Annotated in this window: 17 protein-coding genes; 7 read left to right on the top strand and 10 right to left on the bottom strand. The window is 70.3% G+C overall.

What is annotated here, in order from left to right; translation table 11 throughout:
* Nucleotides 1–56 precede the first annotated feature (56 nt).
* The 3 genes from ABE487_RS08075 (at nucleotide 57) to ABE487_RS08065 (ending at nucleotide 3,655) form a co-directional block, all read left to right on the top strand.
* Nucleotides 57–1,445: an FAD-binding oxidoreductase gene (locus tag ABE487_RS08075; RefSeq protein WP_346451464.1), complete on the top strand. Its 1,389-nt coding sequence runs from the start codon at nucleotides 57–59 to the stop codon at nucleotides 1,443–1,445.
* 76 nt (nucleotides 1,446–1,521) lie between these two features.
* Nucleotides 1,522–1,821, top strand: coding sequence for a DUF2388 domain-containing protein (locus tag ABE487_RS08070; RefSeq protein ID WP_346444352.1), 300 nt, complete (start codon nucleotides 1,522–1,524; stop codon nucleotides 1,819–1,821).
* Between the two features lie 4 nt (nucleotides 1,822–1,825).
* Nucleotides 1,826–3,655, top strand: coding sequence for a DUF4105 domain-containing protein (locus ABE487_RS08065; protein ID WP_346451463.1), 1,830 nt, complete (start codon nucleotides 1,826–1,828; stop codon nucleotides 3,653–3,655).
* A 55-nt stretch (nucleotides 3,656–3,710) separates the two neighbouring features.
* On the opposite strand, the gene yeiP is transcribed toward ABE487_RS08065, so the two are convergent.
* The 3 genes from yeiP to ABE487_RS08050 are packed head-to-tail and all read right to left on the bottom strand — an operon-like array spanning nucleotide 3,711 to nucleotide 5,639.
* Nucleotides 3,711–4,277: an elongation factor P-like protein YeiP gene (gene yeiP, locus ABE487_RS08060; RefSeq protein WP_346444355.1), complete on the bottom strand. Its 567-nt coding sequence runs from the start codon at nucleotides 4,275–4,277 to the stop codon at nucleotides 3,711–3,713.
* Between the two features lie 15 nt (nucleotides 4,278–4,292).
* Nucleotides 4,293–4,865 carry a retropepsin-like aspartic protease gene (locus ABE487_RS08055; RefSeq protein WP_346451462.1) on the bottom strand — a complete coding sequence of 191 codons (573 nt, stop codon included), beginning with the start codon at nucleotides 4,863–4,865 and terminating at the stop codon, nucleotides 4,293–4,295.
* A 3-nt stretch (nucleotides 4,866–4,868) separates the two neighbouring features.
* Nucleotides 4,869–5,639, bottom strand: a complete 771-nt coding sequence (locus ABE487_RS08050; RefSeq protein WP_346444359.1) for an SDR family oxidoreductase — start codon at nucleotides 5,637–5,639, stop codon at nucleotides 4,869–4,871.
* Between the two features lie 258 nt (nucleotides 5,640–5,897).
* Here ABE487_RS08050 and ABE487_RS08045 point away from each other — a divergent pair, with 258 nt between their 5' ends.
* The 3 genes from ABE487_RS08045 to ABE487_RS08035 are packed head-to-tail and all read left to right on the top strand — an operon-like array spanning nucleotide 5,898 to nucleotide 8,226.
* Nucleotides 5,898–6,143 (top strand): FeoA family protein, encoded by a 246-nt coding sequence (locus tag ABE487_RS08045; protein ID WP_346451461.1) that lies wholly within the window; start codon nucleotides 5,898–5,900, stop codon nucleotides 6,141–6,143.
* Complete coding sequence (locus tag ABE487_RS08040) at nucleotides 6,140–7,993, top strand: ferrous iron transporter B (RefSeq protein WP_346451460.1); 1,854 nt, start codon at nucleotides 6,140–6,142, stop codon at nucleotides 7,991–7,993. The genes ABE487_RS08045 and ABE487_RS08040 overlap by 4 nt, the downstream gene beginning before the upstream one ends.
* Nucleotides 7,994–8,001: 8 nt before the next feature.
* Entirely contained in the window at nucleotides 8,002–8,226 is a 225-nt protein-coding gene (locus tag ABE487_RS08035) for a DUF6587 family protein (protein ID WP_346451493.1), read from the top strand.
* Between the two features lie 33 nt (nucleotides 8,227–8,259).
* Here the strand turns inward: ABE487_RS08035 and ABE487_RS08030 are convergent, their stop codons facing one another.
* The 6 genes from ABE487_RS08030 to ABE487_RS08005 all read right to left on the bottom strand — a co-directional run bounded on the left by ABE487_RS08030 (nucleotide 8,260) and on the right by ABE487_RS08005 (nucleotide 12,275).
* Complete coding sequence (locus ABE487_RS08030; RefSeq protein WP_346451459.1) at nucleotides 8,260–8,796, bottom strand: hypothetical protein; 537 nt, start codon at nucleotides 8,794–8,796, stop codon at nucleotides 8,260–8,262.
* Between the two features lie 25 nt (nucleotides 8,797–8,821).
* Complete coding sequence (locus ABE487_RS08025; protein ID WP_346444367.1) at nucleotides 8,822–9,199, bottom strand: hypothetical protein; 378 nt, start codon at nucleotides 9,197–9,199, stop codon at nucleotides 8,822–8,824.
* Nucleotide 9,200: 1 nt separating this feature from the next.
* Nucleotides 9,201–9,743, bottom strand: a complete 543-nt coding sequence (locus tag ABE487_RS08020) for a polymer-forming cytoskeletal protein (RefSeq protein ID WP_346444369.1) — start codon at nucleotides 9,741–9,743, stop codon at nucleotides 9,201–9,203.
* A 376-nt stretch (nucleotides 9,744–10,119) separates the two neighbouring features.
* Complete coding sequence (locus tag ABE487_RS08015; RefSeq protein WP_346444371.1) at nucleotides 10,120–10,479, bottom strand: hypothetical protein; 360 nt, start codon at nucleotides 10,477–10,479, stop codon at nucleotides 10,120–10,122.
* Nucleotides 10,480–10,638: 159 nt separating this feature from the next.
* Nucleotides 10,639–10,974, bottom strand: a complete 336-nt coding sequence (locus ABE487_RS08010; protein WP_183426352.1) for a hypothetical protein — start codon at nucleotides 10,972–10,974, stop codon at nucleotides 10,639–10,641.
* A gap of 125 nt (nucleotides 10,975–11,099) precedes the next feature.
* Nucleotides 11,100–12,275, bottom strand: a complete 1,176-nt coding sequence (locus ABE487_RS08005; RefSeq protein ID WP_346451457.1) for an acetyl-CoA C-acyltransferase — start codon at nucleotides 12,273–12,275, stop codon at nucleotides 11,100–11,102.
* A 191-nt stretch (nucleotides 12,276–12,466) separates the two neighbouring features.
* Here ABE487_RS08005 and ABE487_RS08000 point away from each other — a divergent pair, with 191 nt between their 5' ends.
* On the top strand, nucleotides 12,467–15,286 hold the full coding sequence (locus tag ABE487_RS08000; protein ID WP_346451456.1) for a S8 family serine peptidase: 2,820 nt from the start codon (nucleotides 12,467–12,469) through the stop codon (nucleotides 15,284–15,286).
* Between the two features lie 461 nt (nucleotides 15,287–15,747).
* Here the strand turns inward: ABE487_RS08000 and ABE487_RS07995 are convergent, their stop codons facing one another.
* On the bottom strand, nucleotides 15,748–16,848 hold the full coding sequence (locus ABE487_RS07995) for a Glu/Leu/Phe/Val dehydrogenase (RefSeq protein ID WP_183426350.1): 1,101 nt from the start codon (nucleotides 16,846–16,848) through the stop codon (nucleotides 15,748–15,750).
* Nucleotides 16,849–17,019 lie beyond the last annotated feature (171 nt).

Raw genomic sequence — 17,019 nt, 5'->3', positions numbered from 1 at the left:
GACGCCTGCGGGCGCGGCTGGCAGGCTGGCCCGCCGTACCGCGATTCCTCCACACCATGTCCGATGCCCGCATCGCCCGGCTGCAAGCCGCCGTCCCGACCCTGCAGGTGCGGACCGATCCGGCCGATCTGGCCTATTTCGGCGTCGACTGGACGCGGCGCTGGACCCCCGCGCCGCTGGCGGTCGCGCTGCCGGCCGATATCGCCGAGGTCCAGGCCACGGTGCGCTGGGCGCGCGACGAAGGCGTGGCGATCGTGCCCTCGGGCGGCCGGACCGGGCTGTCGGGCGGCGCGGTCGCCGCCCATGGCGAACTGGTGTTGAGCCTGCAACGGATGAACCGCGTGCTCGACTTCGACCCGGTCGACCGGATCCTGACCGTGCAGCCGGGCATCGCGCTCGAAGTGGTGCAGGAGGCGGCGCGCGGCCATGGGCTGGCCTATCCGGTCGACTTCGCCGCGCGCGGCTCGTGCACGATCGGTGGCAACATCGCGACCAACGCCGGCGGCATCCGGGTGCTGCGCTACGGCAACACCCGCGAGTGGATCGCCGGTCTCAAACTGGTGACCGGCACCGGCGAGTTGCTCGATCTCGGCCGCGGGCTGGTCAAGAACTCCAGCGGCTACGACTTGCGGCACCTGGCCATCGCCTCGGAGGGCACGCTGGGCATCATCGTCGAAGCCAGCCTGAAACTGACCGCGCCGCCGCCGGCCACGCGCACGCTGCTGCTGGCGCTGCCGTCGTTCGAGGGCCTGATGCAGGTGTTCCAAGCGCTGCGCGCGCGGGTGGCCCTGGAGGCCTTCGAGTTCTTCACCGATCGCGCCCTGCACCACGTGGTCGCGCATGGCGCGCAGGCGCCGTTCGAGACCGCGCACCCCTTCTATGTCGTCGCCGAGTTCGCCTGCGAAGGCGAGGCCGGCGAGGTCGCCATGCTGTCGGCGTTCGAGCATTGCGTCGAGCAGGGTTGGGTCGAGGACGGCGTGATCGGTCAGAGCGAGGCGCAGGCCGCGCAGCTGTGGCGGTTGCGCGAGGGCATCACCGAAAGCCTGGCACCGCACGTGCCCTACAAGAACGACGTCTCGGTGCGGATCTCGGCGATGCCGGCGTTCCTCGAGACGGCGCAGGCGCTGCTGGCGCGCGAGTACCCGCAGTTCGACGTGGTGTGGTTCGGCCACATCGGCGATGGCAACCTGCATATCAACGTGCTCAAGCCGGCCGACCTCGCCAACGAGGCGTTCGTCGCGCAATGCGAGCGCGTGACCAAGCTGCTCGCCGACACCCTGCACGCGCACGGCGGCAGCATCTCGGCCGAGCACGGCATCGGGCTGGTCAAGAAGCCCTATCTCGAATCGACCCGCAGCGCGGCCGAGATCGCGGTGATGCGCGGCATCCGCCGTGCGCTCGACCCGGACGGTGTGCTCAATCCCGGCAAGCTGTTCGATGCATGACTGTCGGTCGGCCGTCGCCATGAAGGCGGCGTGAGGGCGGGGTGGAGTGTGGCCTCCCTGATGGAGATGCCCCCTGATGTCCCGATCCTCGCTCGCCTGTGCGCTGCTCGTTCTGTCCACGTCGGCGTTTGCCGGCAGTTTCGCCGGTACGACGGGCGGTGCGACGTCCGCTGGCAGCTCGGCGTCGTCGGGCAGCAGTTCGGGCAAGGACAAGATCGTCCTGCAGGCGCGCGAAGATGCTGCCGGCTTCGTCGCCAGCGACGGCCGGATCCGTGGCGCCCGTCTCGAGGCCGCATTGCGCCACCTGCGGCAGACGCGGCCCGATGCGCAGGTGGCGAGCGACCTGCAACTGGCGCAGGCCATCCTCGCGCTCTGAGCCGATGGTTTCGCGCCGTCGCCTGCGGGCCGTGGGCGTCGCGCTGTTGCTCGCCGCCGGCGCTGCGCATGCGCAGGCCTGGCGGATCGACGCAGGAACCGGCACGCCGCCGCTCGATGCCGACGCGCAGGCCGCCTCGGCCCGGCTGATCGACACGGTACTTGCGCGCCTGCCGCCGGCCTGGCGCGCCGCCGAGGGACTCGACGTGCAGCTGAGCTGGCGCGACGACCTGCCGCCGCAGGTGCACGGGCGTGCGATCGGCGACCGCATCGTGCTGCGCCGGGCGCTGCTCGATGCCGTGGTCGCCGATGGCCTGGATGCCCAGGCGACGCAGGCCGCGTCCGCCGCGCTCGTGCACGAGCTCGCGCATCGCTACGACCGCAGCCGTTACGGCGGCCTGTCGCGCGATCCGCGGCTACGCGATCTTGCAGGCTGGCCGCGCGCCCCGCTGCGGCTGGGCCTGCGGGCGCGCCACAATGCGATGACCGACCGTCGGCCCGACGCCTACGAAACCGCATCTGCGGCGGAATTCGTCGCGGTCAATCTCGAGCACTTCCTGCTCGATCCCGAGTACGCCTGCCGGCGGCCCGCACTGCACGCGTACTTCAGCGCGCATTTCGCTTGGGCGCCGCCCGCCGCGGACTGCGCTGGCGGGTTGCCGTTCATCGAGGCCGAGTCGCAGGCGCAGGAGGACGGCCACCTGCTGTTGGAGCTCGATCCGGCACGGGTCTGGTCGGTCGAGTACCTGTTCGCCGAGGGGAACGCGCAGCCGATGAGTCGCTGGGGCCACAGCATGCTGCGTCTGGTGATCTGCGCGCCGGGTCGCACCCCCGGGCCCGACTGCCGCTACGACCTGGCGCACCACCGCGTGCTGTCGTTCCGGGCGTTCGTCGACGATGTGCAGATCTCCAGCCTGCGCGGGCTGACGGGACGTTATCCGGCGCGGCTGTTCGTGCTGCCGCTCGACCAAGTGATCGACGAGTACACCAGGATCGAACTGCGCGGGCTGCAGTCGATTCCGCTGCGCTTGTCGCCGGACGAAATCGCGACATTGCTCGAGCGCGCGGCCAGCGTGCACTGGAGCTACGACGGCCGCTACCGGTTCGTCGGCAACAACTGTGCGGTGGAGACCTGGAAACTGCTCGATGCCGGCGTGCCGCGGCTCGACGGCCCGCGCCTGCGCAGCATCACGCCCAACGGCCTGCTGCGCAGGCTTGTACGCGACGGCATCGCCGACGTCGCGGTGCTCGATGCGCCCGATCGCGCCATGCGTGAGGGGTATTACTTTCCGGCCGCGGACCGCGAGTACGCGGCCCTGCTGGCGGTCGCCCAGGCGGCGCAGCCATTGCCGACCGGCGATGTCGCCACCTGGCTCGATCTCGATCCCGATCTGCGCGCGCCATGGTTGGCAACGGCAGGGCAGCGCGACGGCGCAGCGCTGCTGGTGCTCGAGCACGCCGCGCAGCGGCGGCTGGAGCTGCGGCTGCGCAACATGCTCAAGCGCCGCTGGCATCTCGCGGCCGCGGACCAGGGCGCCGCGGCCGATACGCTGCAGGCATTGCTCGCTGCCGGCGACGGCCTCAGCCGTCCGGCGCAACTGCTCGACAGCGGCTACGGCCTGCCACAGCAGACCGAGCGCGCGGCGCTGCGGGTGCAGGCCGATGCGCTCGGCCACCGCCTGCGGGCGCTGCGCGACGCGCTGGACACCCAGGGGCGCGCGGCATTGCCGCCGGACGCGCAACGACGCCTGGCGACGACCGAGCGCAACGTCGCCATGCTCGGCGCCCACCTGCGTGAACTGCATCGCGAGGCGGGCGGGCTGCAACTCGACTGAAGCATTCGCCGCCTCGGTCGCTGGCGTTTCCAACGGCGCGACCCGAGCCGGAAAATCAGTCCGCGCGTCCGCCGAACTCGCCGGTCGTGGTGTTGACCCAGACGCGCTCACCGTTGCCGATGTACTCGGGCACCTGGATCTCGATGCCGGTGCTGAGCTTGGCGGGCTTGGGCCGCTTGGTCGCGGTGCCGCCCTTGAGTTCGGGCGGGGTGTCGACGACTTCGAGTGCCACGCTCTGCGGCAGTTGCAGGCCGACCGGCGCATCGTCGATGACCTGGACATAGCAGCCGCCCAGGCCTTCGGTGATGTAGCCCGCTCCGTCGCCGACGACATCGGCGTCGAGGGTGTAGGGGGTGAAGTCTTCGTCATCCATGAACACGAAGGCGTCGCCGTCCTTGTACGAGAAACTGGCCTGGCGCCGGGCCAGATCGACCTCGCGCAGGTCGTCGTCGCCGTCGAAGCTCGCGTCGAGCTTGTTGCCGCCCGGCACGCTGTACATGGTGAAGCGGAAGCGCACATTGCCGCCGCGGCCTTGCGGCGAGCTGCGTTCGATGTCGCGGATCTGGTAGACCCCGCCGTTGTGTTCGACCACGTTTCCTTTCTTGACGTCGTAGGCTTTCATCGGTGTCTGCGTTGTTCAGTGGGAGACGGATGCCGCGGGTGCGGCGGGATTGCGGAGGTGCAGCCGCAGGTTCGGGTAATCGATCACCGCCTGGCCGCGGTCGAGGACGTCGGCGCCGAGCACGCCGTCGATCGTCGGCAGCCCGCGTTGCGAGAAGGCAGTGGTGACGTGGTCGAGTGCGAGAAAGTGCGCGGTGAAATCGTCGTCCCGGTACTCGCCGATCGTCAGTCGGCTGCCTGGCAGTGTCTCGATGGCGAGGTTGCCGGCACCGGCGCCGGTCGCCTGCAGCCCGCCTGACGCATCGGCCTGGCGTCCACCGGCAAAGCGCGCTTGGCGCGCCCGGTCGATGACCGTCCGCCCAGCGCCGGTGTCGATCAGGAAGGTGCCGGCGACCCCGTTGATGCTGACTTCGACCGCGAGATGCGCCGCGCCATAGCGCCGCATCGGGATCGTGTCGTAGCCGCGCGCGGCGAGCAGGCCGGTGAGCGCGCCCGCATCGGCGGGCGCCGCGTCGCCGGCATGGGCCGGCGCCAGCGACAGCAGCGCGAGCAGCAGGCCCGAGGCCAGGCCGGGCGACGAAACGGACATCGCTTACTTCGGCGCCAGCCGGACCGCGCCGTCGAGGCGGATGGTCTCGCCGTTGAGGTAGCGGCTGGCCAGGAGGTGGGCGACGAGGTCGGCGAATTCGTCCGGTCGGCCCAGGCGCGAGGGGAACGGGATCGAGGCCGACAGCGACTGCTGCACCGCCTCGGGCATGCCGTCGACCATGGGGGTCCAGAAGATGCCCGGCGCGATCGTGTTGACGCGGATGCCGAAACGCGCGAGTTCGCGCGCCATCGGCAGCGTCATGCCCACTACACCGCCCTTGGACGCCGCATAGGCGGCCTGGCCGATCTGACCTTCGTACGCGGCGACGCTGGCGGTGTTGACGATCGCGCCGCGCTCGCCGTCCTCGCCGGGCGCGTTGTGCTGCATGACCGCGGCCGCGGCCTTGGCGACGTTGAAGCTGCCGACCAGATTGACCATCACCGTGCGGCTGAAGGTCTCCAGCGGCATCGGCGCCTCGCGTCCGAGCACGCGGCCGGCGCCGAGGATGCCGGCGCAGTTCACCGCGGCATTGAGGCCACCCAGAAACGCGTGCGCGGCCTCGATGTTGGTCGCGACCCCGGCCTCGTCGGTGACGTCGGTGCGCAGGTAGCGTGCGCGATCGGCGCCCAGCGCCTCGACCGCCTCGGCGCCCTTGTCGTCGTTGACGTCCAGCAGCGCGACACGGCCGCCATCGGCGACGATGCGATGGGCGACGGCCAGGCCGAGGCCGGAGACCCCCCCGGTGACGATGGCGCGGACGGAATCGGGGAGCATGCGCGATCCTTTCGAAACGAAAGCGCGCAGTCTAACCGCTGCGCCCGGGCACGATGGCGCGCGGACGCAGGGCCACGCGCCTGCGCCCAGGCGCGTGAGGTGGCGTCTGTGGGCCGAGCCTCGAGCGCGGCCAGAGCGCGCGGCGCTGCGTTGCGCGGGCGAAACAGACCCAGGCATGACGGAGGGTGGGGCGGGCGCCTGTGTCGCGGTCGCGCGGGAGTAGAATCGCGACCCATTCCCATTCGCACCGGACCTGCCTTGAACCTCTGCCAGCTGCCGCCGCGCACCCCGGGCCTCGTCGATGCCGTCCAGGCGGTCGGCAGTCACGATCCGATCGCCCGCCGTCTGGGCGAACTGGGCTTCGTGCCCGGCGAGTCGGTCGAGGTGGTTGCGCTGGCGCCGTTCGGCGGCGACCCGTTGCTGGTGCGCGTGGGCTTTACCCGCTTCGCGCTGCGTCGCAGCGAGGCCGCGCGCGTCCAGGTCCACGCTGGCGAGGCGGCATGACCACGGCGGCCATCCCGCGGCTGGCCCTGGTCGGCAGCCCGAACGCCGGCAAGACGGCACTGTTCAACCTGCTGACCGGCAGCCGACAGAAGGTCGCCAACTACGCCGGCGTCACCGTCGAGCGCAAGGAGGGGCGGATGCGCGGCCCCGATGGCGCGCACTGGGCGCTGCTCGATCTGCCCGGCGCCTACAGCCTGCAGCCGGCGAGTCTGGACGAGCAGATCACCCGCGACCTGTGCCGCGGCTTCTATCCGGGCGAGCCGGCCCCCGATGTGTTGGTCTGCGTGGTGGATGCGACCAATCTGCGGCTGCACCTGCGTTTCGTGCTGGAGTTGCGGACGCTGGGCCGGCCGATGGTGGTGGCGCTGAACATGGCCGATGCCGCGGCACGGCGTGGTATCGCCATCGATGTCCAGGCGCTGGAGGCCGCACTCGGCGTGCCCGTGGTCGAAACCGTCGCCATCCACCGCGACGGCGCGCAGGCGCTGCGCCAGCGGCTGGCCGACACGGTCGCAAGACCGCGGCCGCCCTCGAGCGGCGACGCCGAAGGCGACCTGCACGCCCAGGTGCGTGCGCTGCTGGCGGCCACAGTGAGCATGCCGCGCCGGACCGCACGGATCGACGATGCCTTCGATCGCTGGCTGCTGCATCCGGTATTCGGCCTGCTGGCGCTGGCACTGGTGATGTTCCTGATCTTCCAGGCCGTCTACGCCTGGGCGACGCCGTTGATGGACATGATCGATGCCGGCACCTCCGCGCTGGGGGCCTGGGTGTCGGCGACCTTGCCGCCCGGTCCGCTGACCAGCCTGCTCGCCGACGGCATCATCGCGGGCTTGGGCGGCGTGATCGTCTTCCTGCCGCAGATCCTGATCCTGTTTCTCTTCATCCTGGCGCTGGAGGAGTCGGGTTACCTGCCGCGCGCAGCGTTCCTGCTCGATCGGCTGATGAAGGGCGCCGGGCTGTCGGGCCGATCGTTCATCCCGCTGCTGTCGAGCTTCGCGTGCGCGATTCCCGGGATCATGGCCACCCGCTCGATCCAGGACCCGCGCGACCGGCTGGCGACGATCATGGTCGCGCCGCTGATGACGTGCTCGGCGCGGCTGCCAGTCTATGCGTTGCTGATCGGTGCGTTCATTCCGCAACGGCAGGTCTGGGGAGCGCTCAACCTGCAGGGGCTGGTGCTGTTCGCGCTGTACATGGCCGGCATTTTGAGCGCGTTGGCGGTGTCGTTCGTGATGAAGCGCTGGCGCCACGATCGCAGCGAGCATCCGCTGCTGCTGGAGCTGCCGTCCTACCGGCTGCCGCATCCGCGCGATCTGGCGATCGGCCTGAAGGAGCGCGCGATGATCTTCCTTCGGCGTGTGGGCGGGATCATCCTCGCGCTGACCGTGCTGCTGTGGGTCCTGCTCTCGTTCCCGGCGCCGCCCGACGGCGCCACCGGGGCGGCGATCGAGTACAGCCTGGGTGGCCGCCTCGGCCATGCGTTGGCGCTGGTGTTCGCGCCGCTCGGCTTCAACTGGCAGATCTGCATCGCGCTGATCCCCGGCCTGGCCGCGCGCGAAGTCGCGGTCGCATCGCTGGCGACCGTCTATGCACTATCGGCCGCCGACGATGCCGCCGCAGCCCAGGCGCTGACGCCGATCATCACCGACGGCTGGTCATTGGCGACCGGTCTATCGTTGCTGGTGTGGTTCATCTATGCGCCGCAATGCATCTCGACCTGGGCGACGATCCGGCGCGAGACCGGCTCGTGGCAGCTGATGGCGATCAATGCCGGCTACCTGTTTGCGCTGGCCTACCTGGCCTCGCTGCTGACCTACCAAGTGGCGCGTGCGCTGGGGGCCGGGTGAGCGCGGACCTGCAGCTCGCACTGCAGTACGTTGCGGTCGCACTGCTGGTCGCGGTCAGCGGCTGGATCGTGCTGAAGAAGCAGGCGCCTGCGACCGCACGGCGCCTGCGTATCGCGCTGGCGGTGCCGCTGGTGCGGCCGGGACGGCCTGCCTGGATCCGGGCGCTGGGGCGGCGCATCGCGCCCGCACCGCGCGGCGGTGCGAGCTGCGGCGGCTGTGATGGCTGCGGTTGAATCCGACGGCTGTGCTCGCGGGCGGGGTCGAGTTCAGGCGCCCTGCTCGAATGCCGCCAAGGTGCATTCGAGATAGTCGATGGCCTCGGCGCGATGCGCCGGGGGCACCGTGGTCCCGAGATGGCTGTGACCATCGCGCAGGGCCACGTACGCGCCAAGCTGATCACCGCCCCACAGAAAGTCCAGCACCACGATGAAGTCGTCGGCCTCGGCGCGATGCCATGCGGCAGCGCCGCGCAGCGGCGCGAGCATGCGCACAAGCGCTTCGACGTTCTCCGACGCGCTGAGCATCGCGATCCGGCACACGCCGGTCGCGGCGTCGTAGGCCATCGGCGGCATTCCCAGGGCAGGGTCGCGCTGCCAGGCCTCGATGATGTCTGCGACCCGACCAGCATCCACATCGGCGAGCAGGCCTGCCGGCACGCGCCCGTCGCCGGCCAGTCGATGCTGATCGAACCAGGTCTGCCAGTCGCCGAAGGCAGACGGCTGGGCAGGCGCGGCCGCCAGGAACGCCTCGAACGCGCCGGGTGCGAAGCTCAGGCGGGCATACAGCGAATACGGTTCGGACATTCGGCGTGCTGCTCGATCGCGTGGGTCAGTGCCGGCCGCGGCGGTTGGGGCTGCGTCGCATGTCGCGGGTGGGCACGACTTCGACGGCGAGGCTGAAGCTGCGTTCGTCGCCAGCGAACAGTGCGCCGACGCCGACGACCTGGCGGTTGAGTTCCTTGCCGGCTTCGTCGCGGATGACCAGCACCACCGAGTACTCCCAGGCGCCACCTTCGGGCGGGTGCCGGATCGTGCCCTCGACCTGCAGCGCGGTGGTGGCGTCCTGCGTGCCGATGCTGGTGGAGGCATCGGCATCGAAGCGCAGATAGTGCCGGCACGCCGGGCAGCGCGCCGAACTTTCGAGGATCGTGGTCTTGCAGTGCGGGCAGACGCGGGTCGCGCCTGCCGCACCGGTGCGGGGATCCATGTCAGACGCGATCGGACGCCGCTGCATCCTGGCTGCGGGAGGCGCGGCGTTCGTCGCCCTTGACCTCGCCCCAGCCGCACTCGACATGCCCGCGGATCTTCGAACCGGCGGCTACCGTCAGCGAGCCGGCCTTGAGGTCGCCGGTCATCACCGCCGAGGCGCGCAGTTCGACCAGCGAGGCCGAATCGATGTTGCCGTCGAGTTCGCCCGACACCAGCACCTGGTTGGCGCGTACGCCGCCGTTGAGCTTGGCGCCATGTTCGATCGTCAGAGTGCCCTGGACGTTGACGTCGCCCTTGAAGCGGCCCGCAATGCGGACATCGCCCGAGCCCTCGATCTTGCCCTCGATCGTCAGATCGGCCGCGATGATCGATTCCTTCGCAACGGGCGCCGGCGCGCTGCGCGGCTGTGGCATCGGGGTCGGCGTCGCGAAGTCGGCGACGGCGGGCGTCACGTCGCGGACCGGCGCAGGCGAAAGCGCGGCGTCATTGCCGGGAGCGGGCGGATCCTTCTTGGCGGAACCGGAACTTGGAAAAATAGCCATGTCGCGCGTTACCTCGGAGATGGACGGGGCCGCCCGATGCACCCAACGGGCCGGTCCGCGCCGCCGGGGGACGACGCGGAAGGCCGAGACTAGCACGCACTTTGGCGCAGGCGACGGGCGAGCGCCGGCCTCGTGTTCACTCGACAACCACCGCGATTATCGGCCGCTACGGGGCGTGTTCCGCACCGCCAAGGGGGCGGGCGCTCCTGGTGGACGGCGCGCGCGCGCCGGCATATGGCTTACTCATCGGCCGTCCGTCGGCAGGCGCTGGCCAGCACGCATCGATCTGGGCGTCCCTCCATCATTTGAACGCGTGGCCAATCCGCCAACGAAAAGCCCGCCTTGCGGCGGGCCCGGGAACGACATCGCGCAGGACTCAGCGGTCGGCGCGTTCTTCCATGCGCTCGCCGGTGTTCTCGATCGCTTCGCCGGCACGCTGGGTCGCGCGGCCCGTGGCGGCGGCAGCCTCGCGGGCGGCGGCTTCGGAGCGCGCCGCGGCGTCGTCGGCGGCGACCTGGGCGCGGTGCATCGCGTCCGACGAGGCGGCAGCGGCGGCATCGGCGCCTTCGCGCGCGGCCTCGCCGGTCGCCGACGCGGCATCGGAGATTGCGCGGCCGGCGTTGTCGGCGGCAGCCGAGGCTTCGGCACGCTCGCGCTCGGCATCGGCGCTGTGGTTGTTGCAGGCGGCCAGCGTCAGGGCGGCGATCGTCGTGGCGGTCAACAGAGTGAAACGCATGGCAGGTCTCCTGTGGGCAAGTACGGAAGACGGAGCGTGAATGCGTCGATGTGAGCGCGATGGCAAGGCCGGGCGGTGCCCGACCATGAAAAAAGGCCGCCGGGACACCCGGCGGCCTTCTGCAATTCGACACAGTGGCGCGAGGGCCACCACGTGGAATTACGGTGCGACTTCCTGCGCTGCGTCCTTGGCGTCTTCGGCCTTGGTCTCAGCGTGGTCGGCAGCGTCGGCGGCGTGCTCGGCAGCAGCGTCGGTGCCAGCAGCGGCGGCGTCGGCAGCAGCCTCGGCAGCGGCGTCGGCAGCAGCGGCGGCGTCGTCAGCGGCGGTCTGCGCGGTGCCAGCGACGGCCGGATCGGTCGTCTCGTTGGCAGCGGCCTGCGCGTCGGCAGCCGCGTCAGCAGCGCCTTCGGCCGAGCTGTTGGCCTGATCGGCGTTGCTGCAGGCAGCCAGCGCAAAACCCATAGCCAGGGCAAGCAGAGCCTTGTTGATCGTCATTGTGTCTTCCTCGTCTGAAAGTGTGGGCAACGCGCTAAATGCGCGCCGGCAACATCATGACAAGCCGCGAACGGCTGTCAAGCGGGAGTTCGTGGTTTTTTCGTAAAAATCACGTTAACCGAAGTTCACGCCATTTCGACGGCAATTGCGGTCGCTTCGCCGCCACCAATACAAAGTGAAGCGACTCCGCGACTTAGGCCGCGCGCCTTGAGCGCGTGGACCAGCGTCACGATCAATCGCGCGCCGCTTGCGCCGATCGGATGGCCGAGCGCCAGTGCGCCCCCATTCACATTGAGGCGGTCGTGGGGGATGCCCAGATCCTTCATCGGCGCCATCGCGACGTTGGCAAACGCCTCGTTGACCTCGAACAGGTCGACATCTTCGACCTTCCAGCCCGCCTTGTCGAGGACGTTGCGGATCGCGGTCACCGGCGCGGTGGTGAACCACTCGGGTGCTTGCGAATGCCGGCCGTGGGCGACGATGCGCGCCAGCGGGGTCAAGCCACGCGCGGCGGCCTCGTCGGCCGAGGTCAGCACCAACGCGGCGGCGCCGTCGGAGATGCTCGACGAGCTCGCCGCGGTGAGCAGGCCGTCCTTGCCGAAGGCCGCGCGCAGGGTCGGGATCTTGTCGACCTGGATGCGTCCGGGCTGCTCGTCGGTGTCGAAGCTCGCCTCGCCCTTGCGGGTCTTCACCACGACCGGAACGATCTCGTCCTTGAAGGCGCCCGACGCGATCGCATGCTTGGCCCGGGTCGCGCTCTCGACCGCATAGGCGTCCAGGTCCTCGCGGCTGAAGCCGTACTTCTCGCTGGCGATGTCGCCGAACACGCCCATCGCCTTGCCGTCGTACGGGTTGGTCAGGCCGTCCCAGGCCATGTGGTCGAGGAACTCGGCGCTGCCGTAGCGGATGCCGGTGCGTGCGCCGGGCAGCAGATGCGGCGCATTGGTCATCGATTCCATGCCGCCGGCGACGACGACCGTGGCGGTCCCGGCCTTGATCATGTCGTGGCCGTACATCACCGCCTGCATGCCCGAGCCGCAGACCTTGTTGATGGTCACGCACCCGGCCGCGTCGGGGATGCCGGCCGCGCGCGAGGCCTGACGCGCGGGGGCCTGGCCCAGGCCGGCCGGCAGCACGCAGCCGACGACGGTCTCGTCGACCTGCTCGGGCGCCACGCCGGCCTGCTCGAGCGCGGCGCGGATGGCCGCTGCGCCCAGCGTCGGCGTGGGAACGCCAGTGAACTGGCCGAGCATGGACCCGATGGCGGTGCGCTTGGCACCGACGATGACGATCTCGGTCATGAGGCGAAACTCCGTAGTGAGCTGCATGCGATCGGGCGATTATCGCATCCGGCCACGGGAATCGGCACCCGGCCGACTGGGATTGGCCCCGATGGCGGGATTGGACATTTGCGCGTATAGAAGCATGCGCAGGGGAAGCAGGCGCCGGCGTGGCCGCGCGCGACGATCGATCAACGGGAGAGGGGTGCAGGATGTCGGATTCGAGGATCGTGCGGGCGCCGCAGACCATGCGTCGCGCCGTGCTCGCCATGGCACTGGGCAGCGCGCTGGCGGCCTGCGGCGGCGGGTCGGGTGGCGGGATCGTGCTGCCGACACCACCGCCGCCGGTGATCTCGCCCAATCCGCCGCCGACGGTGGTCGAGCCGCCTGAGCCGGCCTATAGCCGGCATCTGGCCGACACCGGCGCCTGGACCGCGCATGACGCCGGCTATACCGGCCGTGGTGTGCGTATCGGCTTCCTCGATAGCGGCGTCAACCGCAAGCATCCGGCGTTGCGTGATCGGGTGGTCGCCAATCTGGTCTACGTCGGTCGGGACAACAACCTGTCGGTCGACGATGTCGCCGGGCATGGCACAGCCGTCGCGCAGGCTGCGGCGGGGCGGCCGTTTGGCGCCTGGCCGGGCGGCGTGGCGCCCAATGCCGAGATCGTCTCGGCGCGCATCATCAACGACAAGCCACCGGTCGACGACGGTTCGGGCAATGGCAACCCGGTGACCGGGCGCATCGGCGTCGAGGCGATCCATGCCGACCTGATCCGCCGCGATGTGCGGGTCATGAACAACTCCTGGGGCGGGCTGTACATCAGCGGCGACAATGCAGCGCGCGAGATCGCCAGCGAGTACCGCCCATTCGTGATCGGCCACGGCGGGCTGGTGGTCTTCGCCTCGGGCAACTCGAAGCGCGCCGATCCCTCGGATCTTGCCGCACTGCCGAGTCAGCGCGGCGCCAACGGCAGCACGCCCGGCGCCGATCTCGAACGCGGCTGGCTGACCGTGTCGGCATTGGCCGAGAACAGCACCACGCAGTTGGCCGATTACTCCAACGCCTGCGGCATCGCGATGCGCTATTGCCTGGTCGCGCCCGGTACCGTCGTCGTCACCGGCACCGACGCCGCGCCCAACCGCCCCGAGTACTGGAAGTACAGCGGCACCTCGCTGGCCGCCCCGCTGGTCTCGGGCGCCGCGGCGCTGGTCTGGGAAGCCTTCCCGTATTTCGACAACGACCTGGTGCGCCAGACGATCCTCGGCACCGCCACCGACATCGGCGCGCCGGGTGTCGATCCGGTGTTCGGCTACGGCGCGTTGAACGTCGCCAAGGCCGTGGGCGGCCCCGCGAAGTTCGACTGGGGCGATGTGACCGTGAACTTCACTGGCACCTCGACCTGGCGCAACGCCATCACCGGTGCTGGCGGGCTGGTCAAGCGCGGCAGCGGCACGCTGCAACTGGACGGGCTCATGGACTATCGCGGCGCGACGCGTGTCGAGGGCGGCACGCTGTCGTTTGCCGGCACGGTGCCGGGGGCGGCGACCGTGTCGCCTGGCGCCGCGCTGCGCTTGGGTGGCGTGCGCATCGGCGGCACGCTGGTCAACAACGGCACGGTCGCAGTCGCCGGCAACTTCGGCAGGCGGACGATCGTCGGCGATTTCCAGCAAGGCGCGAGCGGGCGGCTGGCGTGGCAGATCGGTGCGCCCTTGCAGGTCACCGGGAGCGCCTGGCTGGCCGGCGAATTGCAGGTGACCGGCATCGTCGGCGGCTATGTCCACTCGGCGCGTGAGATCGTGGTCCAGGCCACCGACGGCGTGACCGGCAGCTTCGGGAGCCTGACCCGCGGCCCGGGCGTGTTCCTCGACGCCACGCTCGGTTACGACGCCAACCGGGCCTGGCTCGACATCGCCCGGCTCGACGTCAGCGCAACGGCGATGTCGATGGCCGGCATCACGGCGCAGGGGCAGGGCGCGGCGGTCCGCGTCGAAGGCGCGTTCTCGCGCATCGATGCGCAGAACGCCGCCGGCGTGCCCGTCGCCGACGGCTTCGTGCGCGCGGCGGGGGCGTTGCAACAGGTGCAGGACGAGGCGCGCGCGCTCGCCGCGCTCGACAGTCTGTCCGGTGCGCAGCACGCCGCGGCGCTGTCGGCGACGTTCGACAATGTCGACATGACACGCCGCCTGGTCGCCGACCGCGTCGGTGCGCTGGCGGCCAATGCGGCAAGTATCGGGGTGTGGAAGGACGCCCTGGGACAGGGCGGCCGCGGCGGATTCGCCCGGGACGGCTTCACCGTCGACGGTTGGAGCCTGGGGCGCGATCACGCGCTCGGTGACGGCCTGGTGGCGGGATTCGCGTTCGGCGAGCTGCGCGGCGACGGCATCGCGGGCAGCCGCGGCGATCGCAGCCACGATCGGCTGACGCAGGCCCAGGCCTACGTTGCACGGACCTTTGGCGCCGGTTACGCGATGATGCAACTGGGCAGCGGCCGCTTCGATCGCGACCTGCAGCGCACGCTGTTGACTGGCGCGATGCCGCAGGGGGTCTCGACCCGCTACGCGGGTCATTACACCCAGGCGGCGATCGAGGCCGGCCGTCACTGGCGGATCGGTGCGGCCGAGATCGGGCCGTATGCCGGCGCCGAGCAGGTGCGGCTGCGCAGCGACGGCTTCGACGAACTCGGCGGCGACGGCTTCGGCCTGCGCAGCGCCGGCTGGTCGGCGCAGCGCACCCAGGCGATCGCCGGCGTGCGTGCGCGCTGGGACGGACCCGGGTTCTCGCTGCACGGCTACGGCGAATGGCAGCAGACGCTGTCGGCCAGCGGCTTCGACCTGCAGGCGAGCTTCACCGGCATCGAGGCCTGGGCGCCGATCGCGGGGCTGGATCCGGCACGCTCGGGCGGCCTGTTCGGCGTCGGACTCGACAGCCGACTGACGCGCCGCTCGCTGCTGGGGCTGGGGCTGGACCAGCGCTTCGGCCCGCGCGGCGCCGACCGCATGCTGTCGCTGCGCTACGCCTACGGCTTCTGACCGGGTCGGGGCGGCGCGCGCGATTGCATTCGGCCCCGTTCTTTCGGATCGCCGGATACGACGATGGGGCCGAAGCCCCATCGTCTTGTACCGGGTTCTTTGCCGAAGTCATCAGAAGCGCTCCGCACAGAGCGGACTGCCGGTCGGTGGCCGCGTCAAGCGCGCCATGGGTGAGTCCGCTCTGCTTGCGCGGCATGCCGCGCGAGTGGACGAACGCACGGCGCGCTGCGCCGGGCCGGACCGATCCGCGAAGCGGAGCGGGCGCGCACCCGAGTCAGGACAGGGTGAGCCTGGATGGCTTGCGCGGCATTGCCGCGCATCCAGGTGAACGCCACGCGTGCTTCGCGTGGCCGGACCGCGAAGCGGCCTGGCCGAGGGAAGAGCGGCTTCCGGCCGGCAGGCCGCTGCCCAGCCGAAGTGGAACTCCCATTTCTGAAGCGCTTTGCTCTACTTCAACCGCCTCAGGCGCCGCGGACGCGGCCCTGGAAACGCGGGGCGGCGCGACCGAGCGGCAGCTTGAGCTTGCCGATGACCTCGATGCGCTCCTCGGCCAGGCGGTCGGCGGCCCGGTAGGTCGGAATGCCGTCGCGCTCGGCGATCTCGAAGATGCGCGTGAGGTTGTGGTAGATCGTGCGCATCATGCGCATCGCACGCTCGCGGTTGTAGCCGTCGATCTCCAGCGACACGTTCATCACGCCGCCCGCGTTGACCGCGTAATCGGGCGCGTAGAGGATGCCGCGCTGCTCGACTTCGTCGCCGATCGCATTGTTGGCCAACTGGTTGTTCGCCGCGCCGCAGATGATCTTGGCCTTCAGGCGGGGCAGGGTCTTTTCGTTGACCGTGCCGCCGAGTGCGCATGGCGAATAGACATCGGCATCGACATCGTAGATCTCGTCCAGGCCCACGGCCTCGGCACCGTACTCGCTGACCGCGCGTTCGACCCGCTCCTTGTTGATGTCGGTGACGAAGATCTTCGCGCCGCGCTCCTTGAGCAGCTTCACGAACTCCAGGCCGACATGGCCCAGGCCCTGGACCGCATAGCTGTAGTTGCCGACTTCCTCGTTGCCGAACTTGCGGTTCAACGACGCCAGCAGGCCCTGCAGCGTGCCGTAGGCGGTGAACGGCGACGGGTCGCCCGAGCCGCCATGGACCTGGTGCACGCCGGTGACGTACTGGGTCTCGCGGTAGACGAACTCCATGTCGTTGACATCGATGCCGACGTCCTCGGCGGTGATGTAGCGGCCGCCGAGCGACTCGACGAACTGGCCGAATGCGCGGAACAGACCCTCGGACTTGTCGGTGGCCGGGTCGCCGATGATCACCGCCTTGCCGCCGCCGATGTTCAGGCCGGCGACCGCGTTCTTGTAGGTCATGCCGCGCGACAGGCGCAGCACGTCATTGAGCGCGTCCTGCTCGGATTCGTACGGCCACATGCGCGTGCCGCCCAGCGCCGGGCCCAGCACCGTGTTGTGGATCGCGATGATCGCCTTCAGGCCGACGTCCTTGTTGTGGCAGAACACGATCTGCTCGTGACCGGTGGTGTCGAGGTGCTCGAAAATCATTCAATGCTCCGTCGCGGGCAATCGCCCGACGCATGGTTGGCTGGAGGCGGCATGGGGCCAGCAGGTGGGCCCGTACGTCCGTCTGCGGACGTCCGCGGACGCCGTCTGTCCGGGAACGCCGCATTTTACGCACCTCCTCCCCGGAAAGGGTCGCGCCCACCCGCGCGAGGC

The organism is Luteimonas sp. TWI596, from assembly GCF_039674105.1.
Lineage (GTDB): Bacteria > Pseudomonadota > Gammaproteobacteria > Xanthomonadales > Xanthomonadaceae > Luteimonas.
This window is presented reverse-complemented; position numbering and strand designations above follow the sequence as displayed.

Coding starts and splice junctions, on each gene's coding strand:
- ABE487_RS08030 (WP_346451459.1), bottom strand. CDS start 8,796: ATGTCCGAACCGTATTCGCTGTATGCCCGCCTGAGCTTCGCACCCGGC.
- ABE487_RS08025 (WP_346444367.1), bottom strand. CDS start 9,199: ATGGATCCCCGCACCGGTGCGGCAGGCGCGACCCGCGTCTGCCCGCAC.
- ABE487_RS08020 (WP_346444369.1), bottom strand. CDS start 9,743: ATGGCTATTTTTCCAAGTTCCGGTTCCGCCAAGAAGGATCCGCCCGCT.
- ABE487_RS08040 (WP_346451460.1), top strand. CDS start 6,140: ATGACCACGGCGGCCATCCCGCGGCTGGCCCTGGTCGGCAGCCCGAAC.
- ABE487_RS08070 (WP_346444352.1), top strand. CDS start 1,522: ATGTCCCGATCCTCGCTCGCCTGTGCGCTGCTCGTTCTGTCCACGTCG.
- ABE487_RS08065 (WP_346451463.1), top strand. CDS start 1,826: ATGGTTTCGCGCCGTCGCCTGCGGGCCGTGGGCGTCGCGCTGTTGCTC.
- ABE487_RS08075 (WP_346451464.1), top strand. CDS start 57: ATGTCCGATGCCCGCATCGCCCGGCTGCAAGCCGCCGTCCCGACCCTG.
- ABE487_RS08000 (WP_346451456.1), top strand. CDS start 12,467: ATGTCGGATTCGAGGATCGTGCGGGCGCCGCAGACCATGCGTCGCGCC.
- ABE487_RS08015 (WP_346444371.1), bottom strand. CDS start 10,479: ATGCGTTTCACTCTGTTGACCGCCACGACGATCGCCGCCCTGACGCTG.
- ABE487_RS07995 (WP_183426350.1), bottom strand. CDS start 16,848: ATGATTTTCGAGCACCTCGACACCACCGGTCACGAGCAGATCGTGTTC.
- ABE487_RS08010 (WP_183426352.1), bottom strand. CDS start 10,974: ATGACGATCAACAAGGCTCTGCTTGCCCTGGCTATGGGTTTTGCGCTG.
- ABE487_RS08050 (WP_346444359.1), bottom strand. CDS start 5,639: ATGCTCCCCGATTCCGTCCGCGCCATCGTCACCGGGGGGGTCTCCGGC.
- ABE487_RS08005 (WP_346451457.1), bottom strand. CDS start 12,275: ATGACCGAGATCGTCATCGTCGGTGCCAAGCGCACCGCCATCGGGTCC.
- ABE487_RS08055 (WP_346451462.1), bottom strand. CDS start 4,865: ATGTCCGTTTCGTCGCCCGGCCTGGCCTCGGGCCTGCTGCTCGCGCTG.
- yeiP (WP_346444355.1), bottom strand. CDS start 4,277: ATGAAAGCCTACGACGTCAAGAAAGGAAACGTGGTCGAACACAACGGC.